At 61.9% G+C, this 18,625-nt stretch carries 20 protein-coding genes; 15 read left to right on the plus strand and 5 right to left on the minus strand.

The genetic code is table 11. The annotated features are described in order from the left end of the window. Position 1: 1 nt before the first annotated feature. Both PZ897_RS09905 and PZ897_RS09910 read right to left on the minus strand, forming a co-directional pair. Positions 2-772: an SDR family NAD(P)-dependent oxidoreductase gene (locus PZ897_RS09905; RefSeq protein ID WP_275752103.1), complete on the minus strand. Its 771-nt coding sequence runs from the start codon at positions 770-772 to the stop codon at positions 2-4. Beyond that, complete coding sequence (locus PZ897_RS09910) at positions 769-1,935, minus strand: acetyl-CoA acetyltransferase (RefSeq protein ID WP_275752105.1); 1,167 nt, start codon at positions 1,933-1,935, stop codon at positions 769-771. The genes PZ897_RS09905 and PZ897_RS09910 overlap by 4 nt, the downstream gene beginning before the upstream one ends. Here PZ897_RS09910 and PZ897_RS09915 point away from each other — a divergent pair, their 5' ends adjacent. The 9 genes from PZ897_RS09915 to betB all read left to right on the plus strand — a co-directional run bounded on the left by PZ897_RS09915 (position 1,936) and on the right by betB (position 9,550). After that, entirely contained in the window at positions 1,936-2,316 is a 381-nt protein-coding gene (locus PZ897_RS09915; protein ID WP_275752107.1) for a hypothetical protein, read from the plus strand. It begins immediately after the preceding gene. Between the two features lie 81 nt (positions 2,317-2,397). Beyond that, complete coding sequence (locus PZ897_RS09920; protein ID WP_275752235.1) at positions 2,398-2,721, plus strand: DUF6471 domain-containing protein; 324 nt, start codon at positions 2,398-2,400, stop codon at positions 2,719-2,721. A 5-nt stretch (positions 2,722-2,726) separates the two neighbouring features. Beyond that, complete coding sequence (locus PZ897_RS09925) at positions 2,727-3,566, plus strand: hypothetical protein (protein WP_275752109.1); 840 nt, start codon at positions 2,727-2,729, stop codon at positions 3,564-3,566. A gap of 277 nt (positions 3,567-3,843) precedes the next feature. Then, positions 3,844-4,185 (plus strand): hypothetical protein, encoded by a 342-nt coding sequence (locus PZ897_RS09930; RefSeq protein ID WP_275752110.1) that lies wholly within the window; start codon positions 3,844-3,846, stop codon positions 4,183-4,185. A 68-nt stretch (positions 4,186-4,253) separates the two neighbouring features. Beyond that, positions 4,254-4,946, plus strand: coding sequence for a L,D-transpeptidase (locus tag PZ897_RS09935; protein ID WP_275752112.1), 693 nt, complete (start codon positions 4,254-4,256; stop codon positions 4,944-4,946). 360 nt (positions 4,947-5,306) lie between these two features. After that, positions 5,307-5,900, plus strand: coding sequence for a transcriptional regulator BetI (gene betI, locus PZ897_RS09940; protein WP_275752113.1), 594 nt, complete (start codon positions 5,307-5,309; stop codon positions 5,898-5,900). Further along, positions 5,897-7,441 carry a choline-sulfatase gene (betC, locus tag PZ897_RS09945; RefSeq protein ID WP_275752116.1) on the plus strand — a complete coding sequence of 515 codons (1,545 nt, stop codon included), beginning with the start codon at positions 5,897-5,899 and terminating at the stop codon, positions 7,439-7,441. Before betI ends, betC begins: the two co-directional genes overlap by 4 nt. 1 nt (position 7,442) lies before the next feature. After that, positions 7,443-8,090, plus strand: coding sequence for a glutathione S-transferase family protein (locus PZ897_RS09950; protein WP_275752118.1), 648 nt, complete (start codon positions 7,443-7,445; stop codon positions 8,088-8,090). Next, complete coding sequence (gene betB / locus PZ897_RS09955; protein ID WP_275752119.1) at positions 8,087-9,550, plus strand: betaine-aldehyde dehydrogenase; 1,464 nt, start codon at positions 8,087-8,089, stop codon at positions 9,548-9,550. Before PZ897_RS09950 ends, betB begins: the two co-directional genes overlap by 4 nt. A 20-nt stretch (positions 9,551-9,570) precedes the next feature. Here betB and PZ897_RS09960 read toward each other — a convergent pair whose 3' ends face one another. Both PZ897_RS09960 and PZ897_RS09965 read right to left on the minus strand, forming a co-directional pair. After that, positions 9,571-9,921 (minus strand): helix-turn-helix domain-containing protein, encoded by a 351-nt coding sequence (locus PZ897_RS09960; protein ID WP_275752120.1) that lies wholly within the window; start codon positions 9,919-9,921, stop codon positions 9,571-9,573. Positions 9,922-9,927: 6 nt separating this feature from the next. Further along, the gene (locus PZ897_RS09965) at positions 9,928-10,173 is read right to left on the minus strand and encodes a cytotoxic translational repressor of toxin-antitoxin stability system (RefSeq protein ID WP_275752121.1); all 246 of its coding nucleotides are present in this window, start codon (positions 10,171-10,173) and stop codon (positions 9,928-9,930) included. Positions 10,174-10,309: 136 nt separating this feature from the next. Here PZ897_RS09965 and betA point away from each other — a divergent pair, with 136 nt between their 5' ends. Beyond that, positions 10,310-11,986, plus strand: a complete 1,677-nt coding sequence (gene betA, locus PZ897_RS09970) for a choline dehydrogenase (RefSeq protein ID WP_275752122.1) — start codon at positions 10,310-10,312, stop codon at positions 11,984-11,986. A gap of 40 nt (positions 11,987-12,026) precedes the next feature. Here the strand turns inward: betA and cysQ are convergent, their stop codons facing one another. Beyond that, positions 12,027-12,848 carry a 3'(2'),5'-bisphosphate nucleotidase CysQ gene (gene cysQ, locus PZ897_RS09975; RefSeq protein ID WP_275752123.1) on the minus strand — a complete coding sequence of 274 codons (822 nt, stop codon included), beginning with the start codon at positions 12,846-12,848 and terminating at the stop codon, positions 12,027-12,029. A gap of 224 nt (positions 12,849-13,072) precedes the next feature. Between cysQ and PZ897_RS09980 the strand changes: the two genes are divergently transcribed. The 5 genes from PZ897_RS09980 to PZ897_RS10000 all read left to right on the plus strand — a co-directional run bounded on the left by PZ897_RS09980 (position 13,073) and on the right by PZ897_RS10000 (position 18,533). After that, a complete protein-coding gene (locus PZ897_RS09980) occupies positions 13,073-13,870 on the plus strand; it encodes a phosphoadenylyl-sulfate reductase (protein WP_275752124.1) in 798 nt (265 codons plus the stop codon). A gap of 21 nt (positions 13,871-13,891) precedes the next feature. Then, a complete protein-coding gene (gene cysD, locus PZ897_RS09985; RefSeq protein ID WP_275752125.1) occupies positions 13,892-14,824 on the plus strand; it encodes a sulfate adenylyltransferase subunit CysD in 933 nt (310 codons plus the stop codon). Further along, positions 14,824-16,284, plus strand: a complete 1,461-nt coding sequence (cysN, locus tag PZ897_RS09990; RefSeq protein WP_275752126.1) for a sulfate adenylyltransferase subunit CysN — start codon at positions 14,824-14,826, stop codon at positions 16,282-16,284. The genes cysD and cysN overlap by 1 nt, the downstream gene beginning before the upstream one ends. A gap of 356 nt (positions 16,285-16,640) precedes the next feature. Next, positions 16,641-17,051 carry a MucR family transcriptional regulator gene (locus PZ897_RS09995; RefSeq protein ID WP_275752127.1) on the plus strand — a complete coding sequence of 137 codons (411 nt, stop codon included), beginning with the start codon at positions 16,641-16,643 and terminating at the stop codon, positions 17,049-17,051. A gap of 441 nt (positions 17,052-17,492) precedes the next feature. Then, positions 17,493-18,533: a PLP-dependent cysteine synthase family protein gene (locus PZ897_RS10000; protein WP_275752128.1), complete on the plus strand. Its 1,041-nt coding sequence runs from the start codon at positions 17,493-17,495 to the stop codon at positions 18,531-18,533. Positions 18,534-18,625: the final 92 nt, after the last annotated feature.

The raw sequence follows: 18,625 nt of genomic DNA on the forward strand, positions 1-18,625 counted from the left end.
CTCACGGCCCGGCAATAATACCTGATGCCGAAAACCCGCCGTCGACGGTCAGCACCTGGCCGTTGATGTAACTCGACTGGGGTGACAGCAGGAACAGGATGGCATCGGCGATCTCTTCGGGGCGGCCATAGCGGCGAAGCGGGATCCTGCCGGTCCAGCGCTTGCGGTCGTCCACCGTATGCAGATCCGAGATCAGCGGGCTGTCGACCGGGCCCGGCGCGACGACATTGACGCGAACGCCGCTGGCGCCCCATTCATTGGCCAGCACCTGGCTCATCAGAATGACGCCGGCCTTCGACGCGCCATAGGCGACACGGCCGGCATTGGCCCGGATTCCCGACGCGGAGGCGAGATTGACGATGGCAAGGCTGTCACCCATCTGGTCGAGCGTCGCGCGGCAGGTGATGAAGCTGCCGGTGAGATTGACGTCGAGGATCTGCCGGAAGATCTCGGCGCTGGTTTTCTCCGCCGGGATATCGCGGGCGATGCCGGCGCAATTGACCAGGCCGGTGATCGGGCCAAAGGCACCCACAGCCTGGGAGAGGCACTCGGCCACCTCGTCGTCGTCGGTGACATCGCAAACCAGGGCCAGCACATCCTCGCCTGCAAGCCGTTTCTCGGCGCGGGCCACGGCCTCGTCACTGGCATCAAGAATGGTGACGGCAGCGCCTTCATCGATCAGCGCCAGCACGGTGGCCTCGCCTATGCCCGACGCGCCGCCGGTGACCACGATGTGGCCGGCGACGCCGTGGCGGGCGAGGCTCGACGTCACCGGATGCGCTCGAGGATGGAGACGTAATTGGCGACCGCAGCGCCGCCCATGTTGAAGATGCCGCCCAGGGTGGCGTCCTTGACCTGGATGCCGCCGGCCTCGCCGGTGAGTTGCATGGCCGAGAGCGCATGCATGGAAACGCCGGTGGCGCCGATCGGGTGGCCCTTGGCTTTCAGCCCGCCGGAGGGATTGACCGGCAGGCGGCCATTCCTGCCTGTTTCGCCGCTCATGGCCAGGTCACCGCCCTGCCCCGGCCTGGCCAGACCCATGGCTTCATACTCGATCAGTTCGGCGATGGTGAAACAGTCGTGGGTTTCGACAAAGGAGAGATCATCGAGCGAGGTCCCGGAGTTGGCGAAAGCCCGCTTCCAGCCCAGCGCGCAGCCTTCGAAGGCGAGAATGTCGCGCTTGGACATCGGCAAAAAGTCCTGCACATGCTCGGCGGCGCGGAACAGCACGGCGCGCGGCGCCTGCATGGCGGTCGACACATCGGCGAGCACGATGGCTGCCGCCCCATCGGAGACCAGCGAACAATCGGTGCGCTTGAGCGGGCCGGCGACAAACGGGTTCTTCTCGCTCTCGGCACGGCAGAATTCAAACCCGAGATCCTTGCGCATCTGCGCCAAAGGGTTGTCGACGCCATTCCTGTGGTTCTTGGCGGCAATGGCGGCAAGGCCGTCGGACTGGTCGCCATATTTCTGGAAATAGCCGTCGGCAATCTTGCCGAAGACGCCGGCAAAGCCCGCAGGCGTGTCGCCGTCCTCGGGCAGATAGGAGGCTTTCAGCAAATTGGCGCCGATCTCGGGCCCGGGCGTCGTGGTCATCTGCTCGACGCCGACCACCAGCACCCGGCGGGCGCTCCCGGCGCGAATGGCCTTGATGCCCTGATGCACGGCAGCCGAGCCGGTGGCACAGGCGTTTTCCACCCGCGTGGTCGGCTTGAAGCGGAAGCCATCATCGGCCTGCAACACCAGGCTGGCGGTGAAATCCTGCGCCGAAAAGCCGGCATTGAAGTGGCCGAGATAGATTTCGTCGATGTCGCCGGTTTCCAGCCCGGCATGCCCGATCGCCTCGCGGGCCACCTTGGTAACCAGGCTCTCGATGGTTTCGTCGCTGTGTTTGCCAAAGGGTGTGTGGGCCCAGCCGATGATACAGGCAGTCATGTGCAGTTCTCCGAAATTCTGGAAGCGTTGCCGCACAGTTTTGGGCGCGGCAACGCGTTTGTAAAGGGCAAGCTGAACATCCGCATGGGCAACCGCCGCTTTACGCGCCTGACCAATGCCTTTTCACAGAAGGTCGACAACCACCTGCACATGCTGTCGCTGTATTTCGTGCATTACGATTTCTGCCAACTGCACAAGAGCCTTCGCATGGCGCCTGCCATGTATGCTGGTATTTCGGAAACTTTGCGTGATATGGATTGGGTTGTAAGTCCAGTTGATGCTCGCGCACCCCAAGCCGGAGCCGGGCGGATCGTACAAGAAAAAGGCCGTATGATTGCCCATTGGTTTTTACCCGCGCGCTGGACAAATTCTTATTTGTGACTTTCGAGGCTTCAAAGAGCCAGAGATGGTGAAAGTGCGTCCTGTAATGATAATCTCCCGAAGCTTCCTTATCGAAGTGATATCGTTTCTGTCGTTCCCATCAGCACAACTATCCCCAAACACGACTTACCGTTTGTGGTTAGGCTCTCAAAAAACTATCACCCCCTAGAGAAAGACGATCTGCCCTGTTGGGCAAAATGCGATATGTTGATGAACATATCCAGAGAGGCTGAATTAAAGCGAAAGGGTGTGACCTACGCACAACTCGCGGAAAAGCTGTCAGGACTCGACATTTACGAGACCGAGCGTAATCTAAACAACAAGATCAGCCGGGGGGGATTCAGTGCTGCGTTCTTGTTGCAATGTTTAGGAGCTATCGGATCGCGGGAATTGCGATTGGATTAGGGTTAATGCTGTCCGGGCACGTTGTCGCTCAATCACCCGAACAGTCCGAACAAAACCAAGCCGAAGGCCAACGGCAAGACGATACCCGCAATCAAAGCCCCCCGTCGTTTTCTATCCCTATTCGGATCCTCGAAGAACCAGAACAGTCCGAAAGTTCCAAACAGCAAGAGCAAGAATCCGCTAAGCGTGAAAAACAAGATCTTGCCGCGCAAAAGAGCATGGCCGAATCTACGAAAGAGATTGTTTGGATCACCAAGGTTCAGATTGGGCTGGCCGTTTTTGGTGCGGTTGCTCTGCTGTATTCTCTGCACCTGAATAGGATGTCCGCAAGAGCTGCTGTTGATGCGGTGAAAATCGCCCGCGCCAACGCAGAGGCGGAGCTCCGCGCATGGGTGGGTTACGCGCATTGGAGCATGGACTGCTTCGGTAAGACAGGCAAAGTCGAGGCGTATCTGTTCAGGATCCACTGGAAGAATTACGGCGTAACGCCAGCAAAGAAGGTTGTCGCGGTGGCAGGATCGCCGGAAGATCCCACAAAGTTTGGGTCTGATGGCCCACTTTTCCCATTTATCGGAGATGGTGCAGTCAATCCGCCCGGCGTGGTTTTTCAAACCGAGCCGCTGACCCTGACGCCCGAGGACGTTTTGGCGACACGGGAGCGTCCAGTCCGTCTGCGAAGCGCGATAAGATATGACTGTGTCTTTGATGGCATGAACGTCAGAGTTTCGGATGTCACAATAGAAATCCGCTACATTGGGAAGGCGGGGATCGAAGCAATTCGAGTAGGCGCGATTAACCCCGACAATTTCGCCGTCGCTCCAATCGAAAGTAATGAGATGACATAGGACCACGGCCCACGCTGCGCGCGCTCTCACGCCGCCGCCCCTACATCACGCCCTCCTTTCGTCGTCGGGAGCTTGGTGCTTTTGATACATAAGACCGTCAAACTGAGGCACTACCCAGTTTCTGCCAGCAGTGATCCGGTCTGCGGCAATGGCCGGAGCGCCGAAAAACCGACCGCTGCGGCGGGCATTCTTCCATGCGCCCGCGGCTAACGAAAACTTGATCACGGAATCGGGATCGCGTCTGGATTTGGCCACAGTTCTCGGTAAGTAACCTCGCATGTCCATTCGCCGCGTGTTTTTTCTGTGTTTTCTGGCCGTCACCCTCGGGTTGACGGGACCGTTCGCGCGCGGAATCTCATCGCAGGCGGCTGTGTTTCCGCAATCGGCTGAGCTCAGCCGGCTCGGCACGGTGACCAATCTGAAAACCAGCAGCAATCCGACCAAACGCTGCCAGCGCGGCGCCATCACCTGGTCCAACTGCAGTCTCGACACCGGCGATGCGGCCCCGCTCCCGCGCTTGATCCTGATTGGAACCGCCGACAGGCTCGGCACCCTGGAGAGCGACATTGCCGACGCGTTGCGTTCAAGCCGGATCTTCAGACCGCCCCGGCTCCGCTGATGTGACGAACCGGACCGGCCAACTTGTCTGGCAGGTCCGCTCCCTTCAGCCTCAAAGGACCAAGTTTCATGATTACCCGACGCCTTTTTCTGGGCGCAGCCCCGCTGGCTGTGCTTTCCGGCTGCACCACGTTTGGCAGCAGCAATGACATCAAGTCCCAGCCCGCCCTCAAGCCAGCACCCAAGCCGATGCCGGCGGCCTATGGCGCCGTGCTCGACGAACCCTTTCCCATCGCCGCCATTCCCGACGGCATCGTGCCCGAACGCTTCTGGCGCCAGCAGGTGGTCAATCCGTTCCCGAACGAAGCCCCCGGAACACTGATCGTCGATCCGAACGCGTTCTACCTGCATCTGGTCGAGGGACGCGACACCGCCATGCGCTACGGCATTGGGGTCGGCCGGCAGGGCTTTTCCTGGTCGGGCGACGCGGTGGTTCAGTACAAGCGCAAATGGCCGCGCTGGAAGGCGCCCGACGACATGGTGGCGCGCAATCCCGAACTCACCCCCTATTCGGTCGCCAATGGCGGGATGGACCCGGGGCCACTCAACCCGCTCGGCGCCCGCGCCCTCTACCTGTTCCAGAATGGCGAAGACACGATTTACCGTATCCACGGCAATCCGGAAGCCCATTCCATCGGCAAAGCAGTCTCCTCAGGCTGCATCCGGCTGCTCAATCAGGATATCATCGATCTTCATGACCGGGTTCGCGACGGGTCGAAGGTGATTGTCAAATCATCGGTGATGCCCGCGGCAATGGTCTGAGTTTCCGGACCTGCACCATGGCGGCGAAGCCCCCGCCGCCATGGCGGCTGGCGCGCGGACAGAAGCGGACATCAGCACCGCGCATCCAAATGAATGCGCGAAGCCCGGTTGTCTCTCTTTGACACAGTGCCTGTGCGTTATCGGCCAGATGGCTCCATTTGAACGCGACATCCATGAGGCCACGCACCAGATTTTCCCGAAGGCTCGCGGGGGGCAGAAATCCCCCTCATCTGACGCCAGAGACGGCGCGGCCGCCGGTGCGCGCCGCATTGCCGCGGTTTTTATTGATTGATCAATCAATCAAGCCTACACTCCAGATCCTGCCCGCTCGCGGGATGATCCGAGACCTGGAGATCAGGAATGCCAAAAATCGGCATGGAACCTATTCGCCGCAAGGCTTTGACTGACGCAGCCATCGAAGCCATCGGTGCGCGCGGCACGATGGATGTGACGATGTCCGACATTGCCGGACGCGCAGGCGTCTCGCCGGCACTGGCGCATCATTATTTCGGCTCCAAGAACCAGTTGATCACCGAGTCGGTGCGCGCCTTGCTGCGCGAGCTCAGACATGATGCAGAGCACGCGCTCGCAACAGCCAGAACCAGCCGCGCCCGGATCTCCGCCGTCATCGCGGTCAGCTTCTCCGAAAAACAGTTTTCCGCCGAGGTGGTGGCAGCCTGGCTGGCATTTTACGTCGATGCGCAGCGGGCGCCGGAAATCCGGCGGCTGTTGTCGATCTACGCCCGGCGGCTGCATTCCAACCTGATGAGCGGATTGGGTCCGCTGGCGGGCGAAAGCGACGCCGAACGCATCGCCGAGGGCGCGGCGGCGATGATTGACGGGCTCTACATCCGCAAGGCGCTGGGCACCGGGCTGGCGCGCTACGACGCTGTGACGCTGGTCGAGGATCACATCGAAACCCAATTGCTGGAAATTCAGGGGAGGACGGTATGACCGGCGGTCCCGCCGGGGCAGCCCGCCCCAACATTCTCATTGTCATGGTCGACCAGCTCAACGGCACGCTGTTTCCCGACGGTCCGGCCGATTTTCTGCAGGCGCCCAACCTGAAAAAGCTGGCTGCGCGCTCGGTGCGGTTTTCGAACAATTACACCGCCTCGCCTTTGTGCGCGCCGGGCCGGGCCTCGCTGATGTCGGGACAACTGCCGCGGCGGACACGGGTCTATGACAACGCCGCCGAATTCGCCTCCGACATTCCGACCTATGCACACCATTTGAGACGCGCCGGCTATTACACCTGCCTGTCGGGCAAGATGCATTTCGTCGGACCCGACCAGATGCACGGCTTCGAAGACCGGCTGACCACCGACATCTACCCGGCCGATTTTGGCTGGACGCCGGATTACCGCAAGCCCGGGGAGCGGATCGACTGGTGGTATCACAATCTCGGTTCGGTCACCGGCGCCGGTGTCGCCGAAACCTCGAACCAGATGGAGTATGACGACGAGGTGGCGTTCTTCGCCACCCAGAAGCTGCATCAGCTTTCGCGCAGCAGCGATGACCCCGATGCGCGGCCCTGGGCGCTGACGGTGTCGTTCACCCATCCGCACGACCCCTACGTGGCGCGCAAGCAATACTGGGATCTCTACGAGGGCTGTCCGGACCTGACACCGCGGGTGCCACCGATCGCCTATGCGGCGATGGACCGGCATTCGCAGCGGCTGCACCAGGCCAATGATTCCGAGCGCTTCGACATCACCCAAGACAATGTCCGCCGCGCGCGGCAGGCCTATTTCGCCAACATCTCCTATCTCGATGACAAGATCGGCGGCATTCTGGCGACGCTGGAAGCCACCCGCATGGCAGACAACACCATCGTGGTGTTCTGTTCCGACCATGGCGACATGCTGGGCGAGCGCGGCATGTGGTTCAAGATGAGCTTTTTTGACGGCTCGGCGCGGGTGCCGCTGATGATCGCGGTTCCGGGCGGCGAAAGCCGGACAATCTCGGAGCCAACCTCCAATCTCGACATCACCCCGACGCTGGCAGCGCTGGCCGGGGTCTCGATGGACGAGGTGGCGCCCTGGACCGATGGCGAAAGCCTGACACCGGTGTTGAAGGGCGAAACCCGAACAGCCCCGGTGCTGATGGAATACGCCGCCGAGGGATCGGAAGCCCCGCTGGTGGCGATCCGCGACGGGCGGTACAAATTCATCCATTGCGAGCTGGATGCGCCGCAATTGTTCGATCTCGACGCCGATCCCGATGAACTGACCAATCTGGCCAGTGATCCCGCCCATGCAGAGCGGGTTGCCGGCTTCATGGCGCAGGTGCGGGCCAGATGGGACATGGCAGGCTACGACGCCGAGGTGCGCGAAAGCCAGGCGCGGCGCTGGGTGGTCTATGAGGCGCTGAGAAACGGCAGCTACTACCCCTGGGATTTCCAGCCGCTGCAGAAGGCGTCGGAGCGCTACATGCGCAACCACATGGACCTCAATGTGCTTGAGGATTCCAAACGCTATCCACGAGGAGACTAGGATGCTGACTGTCTGGGGACGAGCCACTTCGTCGAATGTGCAGGCCGTGATGTGGACCATTGCCGAACTCGGGCTCGACTTTGAGCGCCATGACGTCGGTCATGCCCATGGCGGCAACAAGACCGCCGACTATCTGGCGATGAACCCGAACGGACTGGTGCCAACCGTGCGCGACGGCGATGGCGCGCCGATGTGGGAGAGTGCGGCCATCGTGCGCTATCTTGCAGCGCGCTATGGCGACGCGGCGTTCTGGCCACGCGATCCGGCTGTCCGGGTGCAGCTCGATATGTGGGCGGAATGGATCAAGACCAGCTTCGTCCCTGTCTTCACCGGCCAGATATTCCGACCGCTGATGGCGTTGGCGGGATCGACTCCGATGCAGCCGGGCCAGGTGCAGGCGGCCACGGACGCACTCAAGCCGCTGGCGCTCAGACTCGACAAAAGACTTGGCGACGGACCCTATCTCGGCGGCGCTGAGCTGTCCTTCGCCGACATGATCGCCGGCCATCTGCTTTACCGCTACTGCACGCTGGATTTCGACCGTGCCGTCACGCCGTCACTCGATGCCTATTACGCCCGCCTGAGCGCGCGCCCACACTATCGCGACCACGTGATGGTCTCCTATGAAAGCCTGAGGACCCGCCCATGAATGCACAGCCCAAAGCCTCCCACCACATTGCCGGCGTCTATATCGAAGATGATGCGGGTGCGGTGATCGAGAGCATCTATCCGGCCACCGGCGAGTTGAATGCGCGGCTGTACGCGGCAACACCGGCGATTGTCGAACGGGCGGTCGAGGCGGCGAAGGCGGCGCAACCGGCCTGGGCGGCGATGAAGGGCGTCGAACGCGGCCGCATCCTGCTGCGTACGGCGCAGCTCTTGCGCGAACGCAACCAGGACCTGTCGCGGATCGAGACGCTCGACACCGGCAAGGCAATCCAGGAGACGCTGGTGGCAGACGCGGCATCGGCGGCTGATGCGCTGGAATATTTCGGCGGGCTGGCAGGCGCAATCACCGGCGAACATATCGATCTGGGCGGCGATTTCGTCTATACCCGGCGCGAGGCACTCGGGGTCTGCGCCGGTATTGGCGCCTGGAACTACCCGATCCAGATCGCCGCCTGGAAATCGGCACCCGCTCTTGCCTGCGGCAACAGCTTCATCTTCAAGCCGTCCGAAATGACGCCGCTGACGGCCTTGCTGCTGGCCGAAGCCTTCACCGATGCAGGGCTTCCGGCAGGCGTCTTCAATGTGGTTCAAGGCTATGGCGACACCGGTGCGGCGCTCGCCAGCCACCCCGACATTGCCAAGATATCGCTGACCGGCTCGGTGCCAACCGGCGCCAAGGTGCTGGCGGCAGCGGCGCCGACGATCAAATCGGTGACCATGGAACTGGGCGGCAAATCGCCGATCCTGGTGTTTGACGATGCCGATCTGGAAAGCGCCATCGGCGGCGCCATGCTGGGGAATTTCTATTCCACCGGGCAGATCTGCTCGAACGGCACCAGGGTGTTCGTCCAACGCGGGGTCCATGAGCGTTTTCTCGACCGGCTGAAAAGCCGCACAGAAGCGATCCGCCTCGGTGACCCGCTCGATCCCGACACCCATCTGGGCCCGATGGTCTCGGTGGCGCAGCGCGACAAGGTGCTGGGCTATATCGAAAGCGGAAAGCGCGAGGGCGCGCGGGTGCTGACCGGCGGCGGGGTGCCCGAACTTCAGGGCTTCGAGAACGGCGCCTGGATCCAGCCGACGGTGTTTGCCGATGTCACCGACAGCATGACCATTGCCCGGGAAGAGATTTTTGGTCCGGTGATGAGTGTGCTTGTCTTTGACGACGAGGCTGAAGCGCTCGAGCGTGCCAATGCGAGCCAGTTCGGTCTGGCGGCCGGCGTGTTCACCGCCGACCTGAGCCGCGCGCACCGCGTCGTTTCCCAGCTCGAGGCCGGAACCACCTGGATCAACACCTACAATCTGACCCCGGTCGAGGCCCCCTTCGGCGGCGTCAAGCAATCGGGCATCGGCCGCGAGAATTCGCGTGCTGCGGTGGACCATTACACCCGGGTCAAGAGCGTCTATGTCGCCGCCGGGCCCGTCGACAGCCCGTACTGAGTTTTCAGAGGATGGCGCACTCAAACCACCAGATCATCGAGATCGACACGAAGGGCGGCGGCGATGCGCTTGAGCACATCGATCGAGCCGGCCTTCTTGCCGTTTTCGATATCGGACAGATAGGGCTGGGAAATGCCGGCAGCTTCGGCAAGCTGCATCATCGTCAGGCCGCGATATTTGCGGTAGGTGCGAATGCGGCTGTCGGTTTGGGCGAGCGCGACGACCAGTTCATGCGGCCAGGTTTCCTCGCCTTCCTTGATGCGCGCCATGATGGCGTTGGCCTCAAGTGTGTCGATCATGTCTTCATAGTCGTCTTCACTCAGAAGAACGTAGGTCTTGCCTTCGATGGTCAGCTTCTGGATCTCGCCCATACCATTTCATCCCTTGTAAATATCGCCGCGCGGACCGGCACTGATCACCATGACGACGACACCCTGATCGTCGATAATGACGCGATCCTGACCGATTCGGATGCGATGATAATTGCTGCCTTGCATCTTCTTTATGTCCACGCTCTCGCCGCGGGCATAAGCCTCGATCCTGGAGAGGATCGCCGCCCTGCGCTTTGGCTGAATGCGGTCGAGGCTCTTCTTTGCATCGCGGCTATAAACGATCGCCTTCATAGCCACAATATAGCCAATAGCTATACAATTATCAACACGCCAGCAAAAGACCATTCTCTACCGATCTCGCCCTTCGGGCAGTCGGCGTCCCGTTTACGCGGACAGATTTGAAAGGGTTTTGGCATTGGAGACCAACATGCACGCAGATTTCGTCATCATCGGCGCCGGTTCGGCCGGTTCGGCCATGGCCGCGCGGCTGAGCGAGGATGGCAAGCATTCGGTGATCATCATCGAACATGGCGGCTCGGATTTCGGTCCGTTCATCCAGATGCCGGCAGCCCTGTCCTACCCGATGAACATGGGCACCTATGACTGGGGCTACAGGACCGAGCCGGAGCCCGGCCTGGGCAACCGCACGCTGGTTGCACCGCGCGGCAAGGTGATCGGCGGATCGTCCTCGATCAACGGCATGGTGTTTGTGCGCGGCCATGCCGAGGACTTCAATCACTGGGCCGAGCAAGGTGCATCAGGCTGGTCGTTTGCCGATGTGCTGCCCTATTACAAGCGCATGGAAACCTCGCACCAGAATGGCACTCTTGGCGGCGAGGAAGGCTGGCGCGGCACCGACGGGCCCTTGCATGTGCAGCGCGGACAAGCGGTCAACCCGCTGTTTGACGCCTTCATCGAAGCGGGCAGCCAGGCCGGTTACGGCGTGACGCAGGATTACAACGGCTCGCGCCAGGAAGGGTTTGGTCTGATGGAGCAGACCATTCACAAGGGCCAGCGCTGGTCGGCGGCGGAGGCCTATCTCAAGCCTGCCCTGAAGCGCAAGAACGTGAGTCTTGTCAGGGGCCTGGCGCGACGGGTTGTCATCGAGAATCACCGCGCCACCGGAGTGGAAATCGAGGTTCGCGGACAGATTCAAGTCATTCAGGCCCAGCGTGAAGTGATCATCGCTGCCTCGGCCTTCAACTCGCCCAAACTGTTGATGCTGTCGGGCATCGGACCCGGCGACCATCTCAGGCAGCACGGCATCGATGTGGTGGAAGATCGCCCCGGCGTCGGCGCCAATCTGCAGGATCATCTCGAGGTCTATATCCAGCAGGAGTGCATCCAGCCGATCACGCTGTACTCCAAGCTGAACCTGGTCTCGAAAGCCCTGATCGGCGCGCAATGGCTGTTCCTCAGACGCGGACTCGGGACTTCGAACCAGTTCGAGGCCTGTGGCTTCATCCGCTCGGCGGCCGGTGTGGCCTACCCCGACATCCAGTTCCATTTCCTGCCCGGCGCGATCCGCTACGATGGCAGGGCGGCGGCTCCCATGCACGGGTTCCAGGCCCATGTCGGCCCGATGCGCTCGGCCTCACGCGGTGCGGTAACCTTGCGCTCGGCTGATGCCAAGGCGGCCCCGGTGATCCGTTTCAACTATATGAGCCACGACGAGGACTGGCGCGATTTCCGGCGGGCGGTACGGATCACCCGCGAGGTGTTCGCCCAGGCCGCGTTCGATCCCTACCGCGGCAAGGAGATCCAGCCGGGCAGCACGGTTGAGAGCGACGAAGACATTGACAGCTTCATCCGCGACCATGCCGAAAGCGCGTTCCACCCTTGCGGCACCTGCCGGATGGGCCGCGCTGATGATCCGATGGCGGTGGTTGATCCGCAAACGCGGGTCATCGGGGTCGATGGCCTGCGGGTTGCCGACTCGTCGATCTTCCCGCGCGTGACCAATGGCAACCTCAATGGCCCGTCGATCATGACCGGCGAGAAGGCCGCCGATCACATTCTCGGCCGCACGCCGCTGGCGCCCAGCAATCTTGAGCCGTGGATGAATCCGGACTGGCGCGAGACCGACCGGTTGAAACAAGGCTGAAGCGAAGGCTGAGCGGGGGACCGGCTTTGCGGAGCCGGGCCTACCCGTCGGGCGCCTGTCCCCAGCCGACGAAGCGCTCACAGCCGAAATTGGCGCCTTCCACACCGTAGCGCAGCGGCTGGCCGTCGAGTGTCAGCGTCATGCCGCCTGCGGCGCGCAACACGGCATCTCCGGCGGCAATATCCCATTGCTTGAGGCAGACCAGGCGCGGATAGATATCGGCGCTGCCTTCGGCCAGCAGGCAGAATTTAAGCGAGGATCCGACCTTGGCAGTCCGATGCAGGGGCAAGCGCTCCAGCCAGGCCTCGGTTTCGGGCTCCCTGTGGCTGACACTGAGCAGCGCCAGCGGAACCTCCGGACGCTGCCTTGTGTGAAGACGCCGCCGATCGCAGATCTCGTCCTCACCGGAGACGCCGGCAACCTCGGCATGACCGGTGACGCCGCTCCAGATCTTGCCCAGTGCCGGCGCATAGACCACGCCCGCCGCCGGTGCATGGCCCCGGATCAGCGCGATATTGACGGTGAATTCATTGCGCCCGGCGATGAAGTCACCGGTGCCATCCAGTGCATCCACCAGAAAAAACATGTCTTTGGCATGGCTGGGGCACTTGCCGGATTCGGCCAGCTCTTCGGCAATGACAGGAATATCCGGGTAGGAGCCGGTCAGATGGTCGAGGATCAGTGATTCAGCGCGCTGGTCGGCCTGGGTCACCGGCGTGTGGTCGGACTTGACCGTCACCGTGGCGCCCGCAGCGCGCACTGCCATAATCTCCTTGCCGGCGGCGACTGCTATTTTTTCAAGCGCCCGGACAAGGGCCCGAGCAGAACCGGAGGAAGGATCATCAACATCAAACGCGCCCATCAGCGGGCTCCGTGAAACTTGTTACTCGACCTGTGTGGGTGCCATGTTTGGTGGTCCCGGTCAATGCACGGCAGGCCGGATCCTGCGGCCGGATTGGGCAGATTTTGCGGCGCTGCCCGGCCCACGCGGAACAACCGACCTGATCCGGACGAACTTTAAGACTGTGATGCCTCGTTTTGACGGCAGCGGGACGCGATGATGGCTGCAACAACCGGAGCCTCACCATGCCCCTGCAGCCTTCTTCCACCGCCGCCGCTTCCCGGTCCGACGGGCCAGAGTTTGCCGAAATCCTGGCCGCACAGCTTGCACCGCTGCCGCTGCCCGAGCGCATGCTGAAGATCGCGGCACTGGGCCAGGTGGTGTTTACCACATCGCTGGGGCTGGAAGATCAGGTTCTCACTTCGCTGATTGCCGCAACACACGCCGATGTGCGCATCGTCACACTGGATACCGGCCGGCTGTTTGGCGAAACCGAGACACTGATCGGTGAAACCGAACGCCGCTACGGCCTGGCCATCGACGTGTTCAAGCCGTGGAAGGACGAGGTCGACGGTTTTATAGCGCTTTATGGTGTGAACGGGTTCTACGACAGCGTCGAGGCGCGGCATGCCTGCTGTCACGCGCGCAAGCTGCAGCCGCTGGGCCGGGCACTGGCAAATGCCGAGATCTGGATGACCGGCCTGCGCCGCGGCCAGTCGGGCAACCGCGCCAACGCGCCGCTGGCGGAATGGGACGCCGACCGCAGCCTGCTGAAAGTCAATCCGCTGGCCGACCAGACGCTGCAGACGCTTCAGGCCCGCGCCAAGGCCGATGCTGTGCCGGTCAATCCGCTGCACGCCAAAGGCTTTCCGTCGATCGGCTGCGAGCCCTGCACCCGCGCCATCAGGCCCGGCGAGCCCGAGCGCGCCGGACGCTGGTGGTGGGAGCAGGACGAACGGCGCGAATGCGGGTTGCATCTGTCGGCGTCGGTCTCGGGCTCCCGCGCCCGGGGGCAGCCTCGGGTCACGACTTCGGCCTCGTAAGATCATTCAAAGGACATCTGCATGAACGTGATTGAACACGGGCGCGGCAAGCCGCCGCTTGATCCGCATCTCAAGGCGCTGGAAAATGAGGCTATTCACATCTTCCGCGAGGTGGCAGCCGAGTTCGAGCGGCCGGTGATGCTGTATTCGGTGGGCAAGGATTCCTCGGTGCTGTTGCATCTGGCGCTGAAGGCGTTTCATCCGGGCAAGCTGCCGTTTCCGCTGGTCCATATCGACACCGGCTGGAAGTTCCCCGAGATGATCGCGTTTCGGGACGCGGTGGTGGCCAAACACGGGCTTGAGCTGATTGCGCACACCAATCCCGACGGCGTGCGTGATCAGGTCAGCCCGTTCAGCCACGGATCGTCCCGCTACACCGACATCATGAAGACGCGGGCGCTCAAACAGGCACTCGACATCGGCCGCTACGACGCGGCCTTTGGCGGCGCGCGCCGCGACGAGGAGGCCAGCCGCGCCAAGGAGCGGATCTATTCGTTCCGCACGCCCGACCATGCCTGGGACCCGCGCAACCAGCGGCCGGAACTCTGGTCGATCTACAATGGCATGATCCATGCGGGCGAAAGCGTGCGCGCCTTCCCGCTGTCGAACTGGACCGAGGTTGATATCTGGCGCTACATCCAGGCCGAAAGCATTGAGCTGGTGCCGCTCTATTTCGCCCAGCGCCGCAGGATCGTGGAGCGCGACGACATGATGATCCTGGCCGAAGACAAACGGCTGGAACTGCTGCCGGGGGAACAGGTGCGCGAGGAGATGATCCGGTTCCGCACACTGGGCTGCTTTCCGCTGACGGGCGCCGTGCGGTCGGACGCGGCCACCCTTGATGACATCATTGCCGAGCTTGAAATCGCCACCGTGTCCGAGCGACAGGGCCGTGCGATTGACCGTGACCAGTCCGGCTCGATGGAAAAGAAAAAACGCGAAGGCTATTTCTGATGAGTTATCAATCACTGTCGCTCAACAGCGAACCTGTTGAAGCCGGGAACGACACCCTGCCGCATGAGGAAACCGTGGCGCGTCAGGCGCGGCCATTGCGCTTTATCACCTGCGGTTCGGTCGATGACGGCAAATCGACCCTGATCGGCCGATTGCTATGGGACACCAAGGCGGTGAAGGAGGATCAGGCGGCAACATTGAGGCGTCAGTCCACCGGCAAGCAGAACGACCTCGGCCTGCCCGATTTCGCGATGCTTCTGGACGGGCTGCAGGCCGAGCGCGAACAGGGCATCACCATCGATGTCGCCTATCGCTATTTCGCCACCGCCCGGCGCTCGTTCATTGTCGCCGACACGCCCGGCCATGTGCAGTACACCCGCAACATGGCGACGGGTGCCTCGACCGCCGATCTCGCCGTGCTGCTGGTTGACGCCCGGAGCGGCATTCTCGAACAGACCCGCCGGCACGCCACCATCGCCGCATTGATGGGCATCCGGCAATTTGTTCTGGCGGTCAACAAGATCGACCTCGCGCAGTATGACGAGGCAGGCTTCAACGCCATCGCCCGGACATTCCGCGAGATCGCGCTGTCGCTTGGCGTATGCCAGATCACCGCCATTCCGGTCTCGGCGCTGAAGGGTGAAAACATCGTGCTGCGTGGCGATGACGAAATGCCCTGGTACAGCGGCCCGACGCTGGTCGAGGTTCTGGAAAACGCCACCCAGCGCACCGGCCAGACCACCGGGTTCCGGCTGCCGGTGCAGCGTGTCTCACGTCCCGGCGAGGGTTTCCGCGGCTATCAGGGCACGGTGGCCGGCGGCTCGATCAAACCCGGCGACAGCGTCGTGGTTTTGCCATCCGGGGTCGAAGCCAATGTCAAAGCCATCGTCACCTATGATCTGGTCCGCAATGCCGCAGTCCACGGCGACGCCATCACGCTGGTGCTCGACCGCCCGGTGGATGTGGCGCGCGGCGACATGATCGCAGCCATAGACCAGCGGCCGCTGACCGGCCGTGCCTTCACCGCACGGTTGGTGGCCCTCTCCGCAGACGGCATCGTGCCGGCAAAACGCTACTGGCTGAAAGCCGGCACACGCCGCCAGCGGGTGCTGGTGCGCCCGACCTCGACGCTGGATCTGGCCACCGGCAACTGGGACGACAGCCATGTTGTGCCGGTCAACTGCATCGGCGTGGTCGAACTCGATTTCGAGGAGTTGGCGATCTTCGATCCCTATGAGACCAACCGCGACACCGGCAGCTTCATCCTGATCGATCCCGAAACGCTCAACACCGTGGCTGGCGGCATGATCGATGGCAAGCGCTCGAAACCGGGCCGCTTCGACACGCTTCCCGATGCCGACCGGGCGACGATCACCCTGCCCGCACGGCTGCTTGAAGCGTTCCTGAAAACCGAATTCGCCCGGGCCCATGCGGGGGAAATCCGCATCACCGGCGGGTGAGCCAAGTGTCGGTGCGGTTGAAATTCGTTAGTTGCGCTGCTTGCCGTCTGGTTTCGCCAGCAGCGTCGCGACGTCCGCCTCTCCAGGCATCAAGCCTGCCGCCTGTTGCATTACGATGCTTGCCCGAATAGGCCGATCTGATGTCATATAACGGGTCGCTATCAATCCAGCCTGGTACAATCCAGCGATTAAAACTGCGCCTGATGCGATTTAATAATAGTTTAAGCTTGAAATTTATATGTCCTGCTCTTACTTGTCTGCCATGTGGCTAAAATCTGGCGTTGTAACTGGTTTGTTCCGCCAGGCAGAAAGCCTGTTTGATTGAAAAAAGGTAGGACTAAACGATGACCGTAGCAATGAAAGACACAAGCACTGACCTTCTCATGGAGTTGACTGCGGAAATTGTCGCTGCCTTTGTGAGCAACAATTCCGTTGCCGCAAATGATCTGCCAAATGTCATCTCCCAGGTGCATACAGCCCTTGGCGGCGCAACCCTGCCGGTTGAAGAGGTTCTCGAGAAGCAGAAACCCGCCGTCTCCGTGCGCCGTTCAATCCAGAACGACCATCTGGTGTGCCTCGAGGACGGCCAGAAATTCAAGTCGCTCAAGCGCCACCTGATGACCCGTCACGGACTGACGCCTGAGCAATATCGTGAAAAATGGGAACTGGCTGCCGACTACCCGATGGTGGCACCGGCCTATTCCGAGGCGCGCTCGCGTCTTGCCAAGGAATCCGGTCTGGGCCAGAAGCCCAAACCCGGCAAGTAAGCCTGGATCGATTGCCGCTGTATGGCCCACGCTTCGGGAAGCAAACCTGAAGCGTGGGCGAAAGTCGCCGTCCGCCAGGAACAGAACTCCCGGCTCCCGACCGGCCGCTTCGGGCGCACGGTGCGGGAGCCGCGTTGCCCGATGGTGTCACCTTTCTCATGACCCGAGCCAGGTGGGTGAAGAGGCGGTGGTCAGAATATCGCTGACCGCCGGACTGCGAGCGAGATGCAGCATTCAGGCCTCAGTACCGTCGCTCCATGCGCGCAGGTTTGACGCGCGCAGGATATGAATCTCGTCGAGGCACCATTCCCGCACCTCTCCAAGAGCGGATATTCAGCCACTTGTCGGGCCCTGGCCCGGGCAAATCGCCATCCCGGTTGGCTTTTGCCGGTGTAGCGGTCTACACATCTTGCAGACACCTCGGGATGTTCGGGAGTTTTCATGGATCGCTGGGTTGCCGATGCAATCGCGAGAATCAATGCTGACGCACACCGGTCGGCTGACACGCATCTTTTCAAGCTAGCGGTTCCCAGGCTTGAGGGCGTGGATATCTATCTCAAGGACGAGAGCACGCACCCGACCGGAAGCCTCAAACACCGGCTGGCGCGCTCGTTGTTTCTCTATGCCTTGTGCAACGGCAAGATCCGGCAAGACACGCGGGTGATCGAGGCGTCGTCAGGCAGCACCGCAGTCTCCGAGGCCTATTTCGCGCGCATGATCGGTGTTCCCTTCACTGCGGTCATCCCCCGGCGTACCGCGCTCAGCAAGATCAAGCTTATCAAGTTCTACGGCGGCGAACCCCACTTCGTCGAGTCGGCCTGCGAGATGCACGATGCCTCGGTTGAGCTGGCGGACCGCGTTGGCGGATATTTCATGGACCAGTTCACGTTTGCCGAGCGCGCCACCGACTGGCGCGGCAACAACAACATTGCCGAAAGCATATTCCGGCAAATGGAGCAGGAACCGTGCCCGATCCCGGCGATGCTGGTGATGAGCGCGGGGACCGGCGGCACCTCGGCGACCTTGGGCCGGTTCATCCGCTACAAGGGCTATGACACCGAACTGACCGTGGTCGACCCTGAAAACTCGGTGTTCTACGACAGCTATCACAGCCGCGACGCCAGCCTGACGTCAGGCTTGTCCAGCCGAATCGAGGGAATCGGCAGGCCCAAGGTGGAGCACTCGTTTCAGCCCGATGTGATCGACCGGATGATCCAGGTCCCGGACGCAGCCAGCGTGGCGTCGATGTTGTGGCTGGAAAAGCTGACCGGCGGCCGCGCCGGAGCCTCCACCGGCACCAATCTGTGGGGCACGCTGCAAATCGCACGAGAGATGATGCGTGCAAACCGGCAGGGCTCCATCGTCACCTTGCTGTGTGACAGCGGCGAGCGCTATCTCGACACCTATTACGACCCGGTCTGGGTGCGCGATCACATCGGAGATGTCACGCCCTATGCGGATGAACTTGAGGCCTGGCTCTGAGCCAAACCGGTCACGGCAGATACAGCGCTGCCGCTGACTCTCTTTGGCTTACTGGCTTTGGACTGTCAGTCACATGACTTCATTTGACCGCG

Origin of the sequence: Hoeflea sp. YIM 152468, from assembly GCF_029210485.1 — a bacterium.
In the GTDB taxonomy this organism is placed as follows: Bacteria; Pseudomonadota; Alphaproteobacteria; order Rhizobiales; family Rhizobiaceae; genus Hoeflea.

What these genes read in the sequence shown, in the direction of transcription:
- PZ897_RS09980 (WP_275752124.1), top strand. Translation starts at nt 13,073, where the DNA reads ATGCCCCTGCAGCCTTCTTCCACCGCCGCCGCTTCCCGGTCCGACGGG.
- PZ897_RS09995 (WP_275752127.1), top strand. Translation starts at nt 16,641, where the DNA reads ATGAAAGACACAAGCACTGACCTTCTCATGGAGTTGACTGCGGAAATT.
- PZ897_RS09925 (WP_275752109.1), top strand. Translation starts at nt 2,727, where the DNA reads ATGCTGTCCGGGCACGTTGTCGCTCAATCACCCGAACAGTCCGAACAA.
- PZ897_RS09930 (WP_275752110.1), top strand. Translation starts at nt 3,844, where the DNA reads ATGTCCATTCGCCGCGTGTTTTTTCTGTGTTTTCTGGCCGTCACCCTC.
- PZ897_RS10000 (WP_275752128.1), top strand. Translation starts at nt 17,493, where the DNA reads ATGGATCGCTGGGTTGCCGATGCAATCGCGAGAATCAATGCTGACGCA.
- betB (WP_275752119.1), top strand. Translation starts at nt 8,087, where the DNA reads ATGAATGCACAGCCCAAAGCCTCCCACCACATTGCCGGCGTCTATATC.
- PZ897_RS09965 (WP_275752121.1), bottom strand. Translation starts at nt 10,173, where the DNA reads ATGAAGGCGATCGTTTATAGCCGCGATGCAAAGAAGAGCCTCGACCGC.
- PZ897_RS09910 (WP_275752105.1), bottom strand. Translation starts at nt 1,935, where the DNA reads ATGACTGCCTGTATCATCGGCTGGGCCCACACACCCTTTGGCAAACAC.
- betI (WP_275752113.1), top strand. Translation starts at nt 5,307, where the DNA reads ATGCCAAAAATCGGCATGGAACCTATTCGCCGCAAGGCTTTGACTGAC.
- betC (WP_275752116.1), top strand. Translation starts at nt 5,897, where the DNA reads ATGACCGGCGGTCCCGCCGGGGCAGCCCGCCCCAACATTCTCATTGTC.
- PZ897_RS09960 (WP_275752120.1), bottom strand. Translation starts at nt 9,921, where the DNA reads ATGGGCGAGATCCAGAAGCTGACCATCGAAGGCAAGACCTACGTTCTT.
- cysD (WP_275752125.1), top strand. Translation starts at nt 13,892, where the DNA reads ATGAACGTGATTGAACACGGGCGCGGCAAGCCGCCGCTTGATCCGCAT.
- cysQ (WP_275752123.1), bottom strand. Translation starts at nt 12,848, where the DNA reads ATGGGCGCGTTTGATGTTGATGATCCTTCCTCCGGTTCTGCTCGGGCC.
- PZ897_RS09935 (WP_275752112.1), top strand. Translation starts at nt 4,254, where the DNA reads ATGATTACCCGACGCCTTTTTCTGGGCGCAGCCCCGCTGGCTGTGCTT.
- PZ897_RS09950 (WP_275752118.1), top strand. Translation starts at nt 7,443, where the DNA reads ATGCTGACTGTCTGGGGACGAGCCACTTCGTCGAATGTGCAGGCCGTG.
- cysN (WP_275752126.1), top strand. Translation starts at nt 14,824, where the DNA reads ATGAGTTATCAATCACTGTCGCTCAACAGCGAACCTGTTGAAGCCGGG.
- betA (WP_275752122.1), top strand. Translation starts at nt 10,310, where the DNA reads ATGCACGCAGATTTCGTCATCATCGGCGCCGGTTCGGCCGGTTCGGCC.